An 11,628-nucleotide genomic window follows, 5' to 3' on the forward strand; every position below is an offset into this window, starting at 1 on the left:
ATCCAGTATTGATCTGGTCTGATTATGCAGGAAAATGGCCTTACAAACCATGTCTATTATGGATTCCTTTCTTAAAAAAACGGCATACTTAAACTGTATGCCGTTTTTTAGAATACTCTCTAAATCGCTTTAGATATTCTCATTAACTCGCTCACGTAACTCTTTACCTGGCTTGAAATGAGGGACGAATTTGCCATCCAACACCACTTTATCACCGGTTTTAGGATTACGACCTACTCTAGGCTCACGATAGTGCAAAGAGAAACTACCAAATCCGCGAATTTCGATTCGCTCTCCGCTTTCTAAAGTTGATGCCATATGTTCAAGAATATCTTTCACAGCGTCTTCAATTTCTTTAGCAGATAGGTGCGTTTTCTCAGCACAGAGTCTTTCTATCAATTCAGACTTAGTCATAGTTTCCCTCATTACTTATCAAAGTAGGCACTAACTGAAAAAAAAGGAGCCTTACGGCCCCTTTTAGCGAGTTAGATTATTCGCCTTTAGCAGCCTTGAATGCATCAGCCATAGCATTACCAAACGCACCTTCATCAGCTTTGTTCAGTGTAGCCATTGCTTCTTGCTCATCAGCTTCATCTTTAGCTTTGATAGATAGGTTGATTACGCGGTTTTTACGGTCTACACCAGTAAATTTCGCTTCAACGCTGTCACCAACGCTTAGGACTAGAGACGCATCTTCAATACGGTCACGAGATGCTTCAGAAGCACGGATGTAACCTTCAACGCCGTCTACAAGTTCAATTGTAGCACCTTTCGCGTCAACTGCAGTAACAGTACCGTTAACTAGAGTACCTTTTTTGTTATCAGCAACATATGCGTTGAACGGGTCGTTTTCCATTTGCTTAACGCCAAGAGAAATACGCTCACGCTCTGCATCTACTGCTAGAACAACTGCAGAGATTTCATCGCCTTTCTTGTAATCACGTACCGCTTCTTCTCCAGGAACGTTCCAAGAGATGTCAGATAGGTGAACTAGACCGTCGATGCCGCCGTCTAGACCGATGAAGATACCGAAGTCAGTGATAGACTTGATCTTACCAGTAACTTTGTCGCCTTTAGCTTGCGCTTCAGCGAATGACTGCCATGGGTTAGCTTTACACTGTTTAAGACCTAGAGAGATACGACGACGCTCTTCGTCGATATCAAGAACCATAACCTCAACTTCGTCGCCAACATTAACAACTTTAGATGGGTGGATGTTCTTGTTAGTCCAATCCATTTCAGAAACGTGTACTAGACCTTCAACGCCTTCTTCGATTTCAACGAAGCAGCCGTAGTCAGTTAGATTTGTTACACGGCCAGATAGTTTATGACCTTCTGGGTAACGCTTAGCGATAGCTACCCATGGATCTTCGCCAAGTTGCTTAAGACCTAGTGATACGCGAGTACGATCACGATCAAACTTAAGAACTTTAACTAGGATTTCGTCACCAACGTTAACGATTTCTGATGGGTGTTTAACGCGTTTCCAAGCCATATCTGTGATATGTAGAAGACCATCAACACCACCAAGGTCAACGAATGCGCCGTAGTCAGTAAGGTTCTTAACGATACCTTTAACTTCAGTGCCTTCTTGTAGAGTTTCAAGAAGTTCGTCACGTTCAACGCTGCTTTCTGATTCGATAACAGCACGACGAGAAACAACAACGTTGTTACGTTTCTGGTCTAGTTTGATAACTTTGAACTCTAGCTCTTTGTTTTCTAGGTGAGTAGTGTCACGGATAGGACGCACGTCAACAAGAGAGCCTGGAAGGAAAGCACGGATACCGTTTAGTTCAACAGTGAAGCCACCTTTAACTTTACCATTGATAATACCAATAACAGTTTCAGCTTCTTCGTAAGCTTTCTCAAGAACGATCCAAGCTTCATGACGCTTAGCTTTCTCACGAGAAAGTTGAGTTTCACCGAAACCATCTTCAACAGCGTCTAGAGCAACGTCTACTTCAGAACCAACTTCAACTTCAAGTTCGCCAGCAGCGTTCTTGAACTGTTCAGCAGGGATAGCAGACTCAGACTTAAGACCAGCGTCAACAAGAACGAAACCATTCTCGATAGCGACTACAGTACCTTTAACGATTGTACCTTGTTGAAATTGTGTTTCGTTTAAAAACTCTTCAAAGAGTTGAGCAAAAGATTCAGTCATTTATTTAATCTTCAATAATTAAACTTCCATGGGTATCCTACCGCATGGGGTTATTAAATTCGCCAGTCATCATCCTTGCGACCGACGCTCTTACCTAGCAGAACTACTCTGCCAGCTTAGATTCTACGTATTGTAATGCTTCTTCTACAACTTCGTCGATAGACATTGAGGTTGAGTCAAGCAATAGCGCATCCTCTGCAGGGCGTAATGGGGCCACTGGGCGGTTACGATCTCGGTCGTCACGCTCTTGGATCTCGCTTAAAAGGGCGTCAAATTTAACATCTAGCCCTTTGAGTTGCAACTGCTTAAAGCGACGTTGGGCTCGCTCTTGCGCACTGGCATCGAGGAATATTTTCACTTCTGCTTGAGGAAACACAACTGTGCCCATATCACGTCCATCAGCAACCAGTCCCTGCCCTTTCGCAAAGGCTCGTTGGCGACGTAATAATGCCTCACGAACTCTAGGCAATGCCGCTACTTTTGATGCCGCCATTCCTGTCTCTTCTTTGCGCAATTCTTTCGATACGTCCTCACCTTCAAGAATCACTCTAACCAAGTCGCCTTCTGCGATAAATTGGACATCTAAATGTGTCGCCAGAGGAACAAGCGCTTCTTCCGACTCCGTATCCACACCGTGGTGAATCGCCGCCAATGCAAGAACGCGGTAAATAGCTCCAGAATCGAGCAAATGAAAGCCTAATTTCTTAGCCAACAACATACAAAGAGTGCCTTTACCTGCACCACTTGGTCCATCTACGGTAATTACCGGAGTGTGAGAGGACATGATTTACTCCACTTAGTTTTTATGCGGCTTGCTTGCTCGCTTTTGTCGGCGACAAATTATAGTGCTTATCCGTTACAGGCGCTAGGAAGGAATGGTGATATGACTGAAATTTCACAGTGATACAAGCGTCGCTTTTAGGGGGCGACGCTTTTGATAGAGACTTTTATAAAATGATACGCTCAGCGTTTTGCCTGACAGTAGCGGCACCAATGCCTTTCACCAAGCTCAGATCTTCTTTGGTTTTAAAATCGCCATTTTGTTGACGATATTCAACAATCGCTTGTGCTTTTTTAAGTCCAATACCTTTCAACAAAGTAGCAATTTCCTCAGCGGAAGCCTGATTTATATTAACCGTAATTTCAATGCCTTGGTGCGTTTCTACCACCTTTTCTTCTGCTAATGTCGGTGAAAGAGGCAATACGATACTTAGAAGTAACAACCCGAGTTTTGTTTTCAATTTCATATGAACATTTCCTTGTTTATTAATGGGTACCAATATTAATTGAGCTTGGAAATGAGAGGGAATCAAAAAGGTAGAAATTGAAATGGGCTGCATAAGCAGCCCATTTTGAGTTTCATATCAATTACATTACTAGCCTTTATTGGCTCACAACATAATATTCAATGTCTGTATTTTTACGCAAAGTTGTAAGTATCGCAGCCAAATCACGTTGGCTACCGATGCGCTCTAACTGAGCCGTAATTTGATCGTTGTACTGAGGTGTGACTTTAGCCTCAACCTTATGTAGTTCAACAAGAACAATATCACCGTTCATTGCTTTCGCTTGACCGTAAACCACACTATCTGTAGCGGGTTTAGGGAGAGAAAACACCGTACTCGCCAATGGAGAGCTACGATCAATCATTTCCAACTCAGCAAATTTTAACCCACGCTGTTCCAATAAGGATTGGTCACCTTGCTTTAGGGTATCAATCAATTTTGTGGCTAACTCAATCGCTTGTTGTTCGCCTTTGACTTTAGAAAGCTGAGTAACCACTTGCTCTTTCACTTCAGCCAAAGGAAGAACTATTTGTTCCCGAGCATCATCAACACGAACAACGATAACGTGTTCTGGGGCAACTTCTAATACCTCAGAATTGAGCCTATCTTCTTTTACCTCTGGGCTTAGAATAGCTTGAAGAACAGCTGGATTTTTAAGAATTTCAGGCGCATCTTGCTGAGAAATAAAATCGGTTTTCTGAATCTTAGCTGAGATAGCGTTTGCTGCTTCATCCAGAGAGTCAGGTGATTCAAATGCCACTTTTTCTAGCTTAGTCTGCAACTCATAAAACTGATCAGCGGCCTTTTGGTCTACCATTTCAGCTTTGATTTCAGAGGCAACCTGTGCGTAGGGCTGTGCGATAGGGGCTTTAACATCATCAAGACGGATAATGTGATAGCCAAATTCAGATTTGACCAACCCTGTGATATCCCCTATCTGTTCGATAGCAAAGGCTGCTTGTTCAAAAGCTGGGTCCATCACATCATGTTCAATCCAACCTAGCGAACCACCCTCTTCTGCGCTTCCTACGTCTTCTGATTTTTCTTTCGCTAAAGTCGCGAAATCAGCGCCAGCATTCAGTTCATCGAGAATCGCCTGCGCTTTAGTTTTATCATCACCTTGAACCAAAATATGGCTTACTTTACGCTGTGCTTGAGTGGAGTATTTGTCTAAATGCTCTTGGTAGTACTGCTCGGCCTGTTCATCAGACACTACAATTTGGTCTTTCAATTGTTGGGCAGAAAGCTCGATATAAGCCACTTTAACCTGCTCTGGACGGGTATAGCGCTCTGCATTTTGTTGATAATATTGAGTAATTTCTTCATCACTCAACTCAACATTTTTAGCAAAGTCGCTGAGTGACAATGTGAGCGCACGGATATCACGGGTTTGAGAGATCAGTTCACTTTGCTGATTAACCTCACCCTGCAACGTAAATTCACTACCTTGGATAGCACTAAGTAACTGGTTACGGATAAGATCACGACGTAGATATTCTGCAAAGCTTTCAGCAGAGAAACCTGCACGGCGAAGAGCCGCTTGATAGATTTCTTGGTCAAACTTACCGCCAGTCTGGAATTGGGGCATGTCTAAAATCATTTTACGAACCTGATCATCGCTCACTCGTAAACCTAGTGATTGTGCATGCTGCTCCAACAATAAATCGTTAACCATACGATCAAGCACTGACTTACGAAATGACTCGACATACTGAGGATCAGCGAGCAAGTTAGCAAAATAATCCCCTAATTGGGATTGCATGCGATTGCGCTCGTTCTGGTACGCTTGTTCAAATTCACCACGGCCAATCTCACTATTGCCAACTTTAGCCGCAGCATTACTGCCACCGCTGACCAAGTAGCTACCGACACCTGCGAATACGAATGATAAGATAATCATTCCTAGAATAATTTTCACCGCGATGCTGTTCACGCCTTCGCGTAATCGATCCATCATAATCTAACTGCTCTCCGGATAAGAAGCTTCACACTTCAGCCTAAAAATTGAATAGCGCGATAATATCAGAAAAAGAAATGCGCATCAGTAGGATGCGCATAATTTCAAAAGGTTCGAATTAATTTTGCGCTTAAGCCGCAAAAAATAACGATTTTGATTAGTTGCAAGCGTCTTTAAGCGCTTTGCCTGCTTTGAAAGCAGGTACTTTTGCTTCTGCGATTTGGATCTCTTCACCCGTTTTAGGGTTACGACCCGTGCGCGCTGCACGAGTGCGAACGCTAAATGTACCAAAGCCAACAAGCGCTACTTGATCGCCAGATTGAAGAGTGCCACTAACGGCTTCGATGAATGCATCAAGAGCACGGCCTGCCGATGCTTTAGAGATGTCAGCGTTTTCTGCGATTTTTTCTACTAATTGTGTTTTATTCACTGTGATTCCCCTTTGCGTCACCCATTATTATTTTTTAACGGTGACTTTTCGTTCCATTAAGTTCCCAAACTAGCTTGAAGCCTTATTACATCTGGGCTGCAAGCTATAGGGGCTTACGTTAGCGCCCAAAAAAAACGCTGACAAGCCTTTTTAAGCCTATCAGCGTGATCTTTTACTTATTTTTGCTGCACATCACTATTTTTTAGCTTCAAATTCAACCCCAGAAGGGTCTCGTTCAAGTGCGATCTTCAAAACTTCATCAATCCATTGAACGGGAATGACTTTTAGATCAGCAATCACATTTGCAGGGATCTCTTCCAAATCACGCTCATTCTCTTTTGGGATCAATACGGTGGTGATACCACCACGATGTGCTGCGAGCAGTTTTTCTTTCAAACCGCCGATAGGTAATACTTCACCACGCAACGTTATCTCACCCGTCATCGCGACTTCCGCTTTCACAGGATTACCCGTCAAGCTAGAGACAAGCGCCGTACACATAGCAATACCCGCGCTTGGGCCATCTTTTGGTGTTGCGCCTTCTGGCACGTGAACGTGAATGTCACGCTTTTCATAGAAATCAGCGTTAATCCCTAATTTCTCAGCGCGTGCGCGAACCACCGTCATCGCAGCTTGAATGGATTCTTGCATCACCTCGCCCAGAGAACCAGTTTGCGTCAACTTGCCTTTGCCAGGCATTGATTCGGTTTCAATAGTCAGCAAATCACCGCCTACTTCTGTCCATGCTAAACCCGTAACTTGGCCAATTTGGTTACTGTCGTCGGCTTTGCCAAAATCACAACGTTGCACACCTAGAAACTCTTTTAAATTCTCTTGGTTGGCTACCACGGTTTTTATGTCTTTATTCAACAAGATTTTCTTCACCGCTTTACGGCAAATTTTTGAAATCTCTCGCTCTAAGCTTCGTACGCCCGCCTCACGTGTGTAATAACGGATAATACCAATGATGGCTGAATCTTCGATAACAATTTCATGAGGCTTCAAACCATTCCGCTCAACTTGCTTAGTCACTAGATGGCGTTTAGCAATATTCAGCTTTTCGTCTTCTGTATATCCGGAAAGGCGGATAACTTCCATACGGTCAAGCAGCGGACCTGGGATGTTCATTGAGTTTGATGTCGCAACAAACATGACATCAGACAAGTCATAGTCCACTTCTAAATAGTGATCGTTAAAGGTGCTATTTTGTTCAGGATCAAGCACCTCCAACAATGCGGAAGATGGGTCACCACGCATATCTGAAGACATTTTGTCGATTTCATCAAGCAGGAACAGTGGGTTTTTCACGCCAACTTTCGCCATTTTTTGAATCAACTTACCCGGAAGAGAACCGATGTAAGTACGGCGGTGACCACGAATTTCTGCTTCATCACGCACTCCACCTAACGCCATACGGGTATATTGTCGACCTGTTGCCGCCGCTATCGAGCGGCCAAGAGACGTTTTACCAACGCCCGGGGGACCAACAAGACACAAAATTGGCCCTTTCAGCTTGTTGATACGACTTTGTACCGCGAGATATTCTAAAATACGCTCTTTGACACGATCTAAACCGTAGTGATCGGCATTTAAAATCTCTTCAGCTTTTGCCAAATCTTTCTTAACTTTTGAACGTTTTGCCCAAGGAACATTGACCATCCAATCAATATAGCTACGCACAACGGTTGCTTCTGCAGACATTGGAGACATCATCTTCAATTTCTGCAGCTCTTGTTCCGTTTTTTGGCGCGCTTCCTGCGGCATTTTGGAATCGTCAATCTTCTTCTTCAGCATTTCAAATTCATCAGGTGCGTCATCCATCTCACCTAATTCTTTCTGAATCGCTTTCATCTGCTCGTTGAGGTAATACTCACGCTGAGATTTTTCCATCTGCTTTTTAACGCGACCACGAATTCGTTTTTCAACCTGTAATAAGTCGATCTCCGCTTCCATTTGTCCCATTAAAAATTCCAAACGTTCACTGACATCAACAATTTCGAGAACTTTTTGTTTTTCAATCAATTTCAATGGCATGTGAGCGGCGATGGTATCAGCCAAACGCGCTGCTTCATCAATCCCATTTAACGACGTTAATACTTCAGGCGGGATTTTCTTGTTGAGTTTGATAAAACCATCAAATTGGTTGATTGCGCTGCGAACGACGACTTCCTGCTCTTTATCATCCAACTCAGGAGTGACAAGATACTGCGCTTCTGCGGAGAAAAATTCACGCTCGATGAAGCGATCAATTTTCGCTCGCTGTTGGCCTTCAACCAACACTTTCACGGTACCGTCAGGTAATTTCAGAAGTTGTAAAATCGTTGCAACTGTCCCGACTTCAAAAAGATCTTCAATTTTCGGTTCGTCGGTTTCCGCTTGCTTTTGTGCCACAAGTAACACTTGCTTGTTGTTATCCATCGCCGCTTCAAGGCATTGGATGGATTTTTCTCTGCCAACAAACAAAGGAATGACCATGTGAGGATAAACCACCACGTCACGTAGAGGTAGTACGGGGATCTCGATACGCTCGGAACGTTCCAAGTTCATATTATTCTCTCTTCCGCTTCAACTGATTACCGAGTATATGGGGGCTAACTCACTGGATTCAATAACAGAATAAAAAAAAGGAGGTATTTGCTACCTCCTTTAAATATTTCTGATTGAGATTTACTCTGCGCCAGCCGCTTGGCTCTCATTTCCGCTGTAAATTAGTAGCGGTTGTGATTCACCATTAATGACTGATTCATCGATAACCACTTTGCTGACATCGTTTACCGATGGCAGTTCATACATGGTTTCGAGTAGTACACCTTCCAATATTGAGCGTAAACCACGTGCGCCCGTTTTGCGGTTCATTGCTTTTTTTGCAATGGCGCGCAATGCGTCTTCACGAAACTCTAGGTCAACGTTCTCTAACTCAAACAAGGCTGCGTACTGTTTCGTCAGCGCGTTTTTCGGCTCACACAAGATTTGAATCAGTGCTTCTTCATCCAGCTCTGTCAAGGTAGCCGTTACGGGAAGACGACCGATAAATTCAGGGATCAACCCATATTTTACCAAATCTTCAGGCTCTACTTGATTGAACAACTCACCGATAGTTTTGGTTTCATCTTTAGAGCGAACTTCCGCACCAAAGCCAATACCTGAACCTGTCGCAACACGTTGTTCAATCACTTTATCTAGGCCCGCAAATGCACCACCACAGATAAAGAGGATTTTGGATGTGTCTACCTGTAAAAACTCTTGTTGTGGATGCTTACGGCCACCTTGCGGCGGAACCGAAGCGATAGTGCCTTCCACCAATTTCAACAGCGCTTGCTGAACCCCTTCACCTGAGACATCTCGGGTAATTGAAGGATTTTCTGCTTTACGAGAAATCTTATCAATTTCATCGATGTAGACGATACCACGTTCCGCTTTTGCAACGTCATAATCACATTTTTGCAGCAGCTTTTGGATGATGTTTTCAACATCTTCGCCGACATAACCTGCTTCAGTTAATGTGGTGGCGTCTGCCATTGTGAAAGGTACGTCTAGGAAACGAGCTAATGTTTCTGCAAGCAGTGTTTTACCACTACCTGTTGGGCCAATAAGAAGAATATTACTCTTACCTAACTCAACCCCATCGCTCGTTTTATCACCGTTTCGTAAACGCTTGTAGTGATTATATACGGCCACTGCGAGCACTTTTTTTGCATGTTCCTGGCCAATCACATAGTCATCAAGATGTTCACGGATCTTATGCGGCGTAGGTAACGCCTCAGATTCCTTTTTTGGCAGAACATCCTTAATCTCTTCACGAATGATGTCGTTACATAAATCAACGCATTCATCACAGATGTAAACAGAAGGACCGGCGATCAGCTTGCGAACTTCGTGCTGGCTTTTGCCACAGAAAGAGCAATACAACAGTTTACTACTACCGCTCTCTTTGCTTTTGTCTGTCATTCGCTAACCTCTTAGCCTTTACTTTTAATCGTCTGAGTGTAACTCAAATTACGCCAAAATGCGTTAAACAATTCTGAGAACTGTTATTCGCCGCGGTGACGCAAGACTGCATCGACTAAACCGTATTCCACAGCTTGGTCAGCAGACATAAAGTTATCACGGTCGGTATCACGCTCGATAACTTCAAGCGGTTGGCCTGTATGCTCAGCAAGCAATTTGTTGAGTTTTTGCTTGATGGTAAGGATCTCTTGAGCATGGATCTGGATATCCGAAGCTTGGCCTTGGAAACCACCTAACGGCTGATGAATCATCACGCGTGAGTTAGGCAACACATAACGTTTCCCCGGAGCGCCACCAGCCAATAGGAATGCTCCCATTGAACAAGCTTGGCCCATACAAACAGTGCTAACATTCGGCTTGATGAACTGCATGGTGTCATAAATTGACATACCAGCAGTCACACTACCTCCTGGCGAGTTGATGTAGAGGAAAATATCTTTATCAGGGTTTTCCGATTCTAAAAACAACAGCTGCGCTACAACAAGGTTAGCCATGTGATCTTCAACTTGACCCGTTAAGAAAATCACTCGTTCTTTGAGTAGGCGAGAATAAATATCGTATGAGCGCTCACCGCGGGAAGTCTGCTCAACCACCATGGGTACTAGCGCGTCAAAAATTGGCGACATTGCGTTTTTTTCTTGGTAGCTCATATTGTTATGTCCCTAAAATAAATGGCCCGAATGATGGGTATCACACGGACCATTGTTAGCAGAATAGTTAACCTGTAGTCAACCACCTACGCTACATATTGCTTATTAAGCAGGTTGCTGGTTCATTAGCTCATTGAAGCTAACAGCCTTTTCAGAAACCTGTGCTTTAGCAATGATCGCGTCGATTGCTTGCTCTTCTAGAGCAAGGTTACGCATGTTGTTCATCATTTGCTGATTTTGAGAATAGTATGCCATTACTTCAGCTGGATCTTCGTACGCTGTTGCCATCTCTTCGATCAATGCTTTCACTTTATCTTCGTCAGCTTTTAGCTCTTCAGACTTGATCACTTCACCAAGAAGTAGGCCAACCACTACGCGACGTTTTGCTTGTTCTTCAAACAATTCACGTGGTAGTTGAGCGGCCGCTTCTGGGTTACCGCCAAAGCGTTGCGCAGCTTGTTGACGCAGTACGTCGATCTCTTGATCGATCAGTGCAGAAGGAACATTGATATCGTTCTCTTTTACTAGACCTTCAATCGCTTGCTCTTTAATGCGGTTTTTTACTGCTTGCTTAAGTTCACGTTCCATATTCTTGCGAACTTCAGCTTTCAGCGCTTCAACGCCACCTTCAGCGACACCAAATTTGGCAACGAACTCGTCGTTTAACTCTGGTAATTCACGCACTTCAACTTTGTTGATTTTAATTGCGAATTTCGCCGCTTTACCTTTTAGATTTTCCGCGTGGTAATCTTCAGGGAAGTTAACGTCGATTTCAAATTCCATACCTTTGGTTTTGCCAACGATACCGTCTTCAAAACCAGGGATCATGCGACCTGCACCCATTTCTAGAGGGAAGTTTTCAGCTTTACCGCCTTCAAACTCAACGCCATCAATAGAACCAACAAAATCGATCGTCGCGCGCGAACCCGCTTCCGCAGCTGCGTCTACTTCTTTCCACGTTGCTTGTTGCTTGCGTAACGTTTCTAGCATCTCAGCAACGTCTTCTTCCTTCACTTCAACCGCTGGTTTTTCAACAGTGATGTTTTCTAGACCTTTTAACTCAACTTCTGGATATACTTCAAAAGTTGCATTGAAAACAAGGTCTTGGCCTTCTTCGATAGAAACTGGTGCAAATG

10 protein-coding genes are annotated in these 11,628 nt (G+C 43.7%); all 10 read right to left on the minus strand.

Annotated elements, in window-relative coordinates; genetic code table 11:
• Positions 1 to 129 precede the first annotated feature (129 nt).
• A complete protein-coding gene (gene ihfB, locus B9J84_RS03020) occupies positions 130 to 414 on the minus strand; it encodes an integration host factor subunit beta (protein WP_010317449.1) in 285 nt (94 codons plus the stop codon).
• A 76-nt stretch (positions 415 to 490) separates the two neighbouring features.
• Positions 491 to 2,161 carry a 30S ribosomal protein S1 gene (gene rpsA / locus B9J84_RS03025; protein WP_013857179.1) on the minus strand — a complete coding sequence of 557 codons (1,671 nt, stop codon included), beginning with the start codon at positions 2,159 to 2,161 and terminating at the stop codon, positions 491 to 493.
• Positions 2,162 to 2,264: 103 nt separating this feature from the next.
• Complete coding sequence (gene cmk / locus B9J84_RS03030) at positions 2,265 to 2,945, minus strand: (d)CMP kinase (RefSeq protein ID WP_013857180.1); 681 nt, start codon at positions 2,943 to 2,945, stop codon at positions 2,265 to 2,267.
• A 163-nt stretch (positions 2,946 to 3,108) separates the two neighbouring features.
• Positions 3,109 to 3,408 (minus strand): ComEA family DNA-binding protein, encoded by a 300-nt coding sequence (locus tag B9J84_RS03035; RefSeq protein WP_017044597.1) that lies wholly within the window; start codon positions 3,406 to 3,408, stop codon positions 3,109 to 3,111.
• Positions 3,409 to 3,544: 136 nt separating this feature from the next.
• A complete protein-coding gene (gene ppiD, locus B9J84_RS03040; protein WP_019282002.1) occupies positions 3,545 to 5,404 on the minus strand; it encodes a peptidylprolyl isomerase in 1,860 nt (619 codons plus the stop codon).
• A 157-nt stretch (positions 5,405 to 5,561) separates the two neighbouring features.
• The gene (locus B9J84_RS03045; protein WP_026027116.1) at positions 5,562 to 5,834 is read right to left on the minus strand and encodes an HU family DNA-binding protein; all 273 of its coding nucleotides are present in this window, start codon (positions 5,832 to 5,834) and stop codon (positions 5,562 to 5,564) included.
• A gap of 195 nt (positions 5,835 to 6,029) precedes the next feature.
• Positions 6,030 to 8,381, minus strand: coding sequence for an endopeptidase La (gene lon, locus B9J84_RS03050; protein WP_013857184.1), 2,352 nt, complete (start codon positions 8,379 to 8,381; stop codon positions 6,030 to 6,032).
• A gap of 120 nt (positions 8,382 to 8,501) precedes the next feature.
• Positions 8,502 to 9,782 carry an ATP-dependent protease ATP-binding subunit ClpX gene (gene clpX / locus B9J84_RS03055; RefSeq protein WP_013857185.1) on the minus strand — a complete coding sequence of 427 codons (1,281 nt, stop codon included), beginning with the start codon at positions 9,780 to 9,782 and terminating at the stop codon, positions 8,502 to 8,504.
• Positions 9,783 to 9,865: 83 nt separating this feature from the next.
• Positions 9,866 to 10,492, minus strand: coding sequence for an ATP-dependent Clp endopeptidase proteolytic subunit ClpP (gene clpP / locus B9J84_RS03060; protein WP_010317461.1), 627 nt, complete (start codon positions 10,490 to 10,492; stop codon positions 9,866 to 9,868).
• A gap of 105 nt (positions 10,493 to 10,597) precedes the next feature.
• The coding region (tig, locus tag B9J84_RS03065) for a trigger factor (RefSeq protein WP_094123494.1) at positions 10,598 to 11,628 on the minus strand (1,031 nt) is incomplete at its 5' end.

Source organism: Vibrio sp. V03_P4A6T147 (genome assembly GCF_002241085.1).
Taxonomy (GTDB): Bacteria; Pseudomonadota; Gammaproteobacteria; order Enterobacterales; family Vibrionaceae; genus Vibrio; species Vibrio anguillarum.

Bases quoted from the DNA above. Each gene is read 5' to 3' on its own strand.
- ihfB (WP_010317449.1), bottom strand. From the start codon at position 414: ATGACTAAGTCTGAATTGATAGAAAGACTCTGTGCTGAGAAAACGCAC.
- rpsA (WP_013857179.1), bottom strand. From the start codon at position 2,161: ATGACTGAATCTTTTGCTCAACTCTTTGAAGAGTTTTTAAACGAAACA.
- cmk (WP_013857180.1), bottom strand. From the start codon at position 2,945: ATGTCCTCTCACACTCCGGTAATTACCGTAGATGGACCAAGTGGTGCA.
- B9J84_RS03035 (WP_017044597.1), bottom strand. From the start codon at position 3,408: ATGAAATTGAAAACAAAACTCGGGTTGTTACTTCTAAGTATCGTATTG.
- ppiD (WP_019282002.1), bottom strand. From the start codon at position 5,404: ATGATGGATCGATTACGCGAAGGCGTGAACAGCATCGCGGTGAAAATT.
- lon (WP_013857184.1), bottom strand. From the start codon at position 8,381: ATGAACTTGGAACGTTCCGAGCGTATCGAGATCCCCGTACTACCTCTA.
- clpX (WP_013857185.1), bottom strand. From the start codon at position 9,782: ATGACAGACAAAAGCAAAGAGAGCGGTAGTAGTAAACTGTTGTATTGC.
- clpP (WP_010317461.1), bottom strand. From the start codon at position 10,492: ATGAGCTACCAAGAAAAAAACGCAATGTCGCCAATTTTTGACGCGCTA.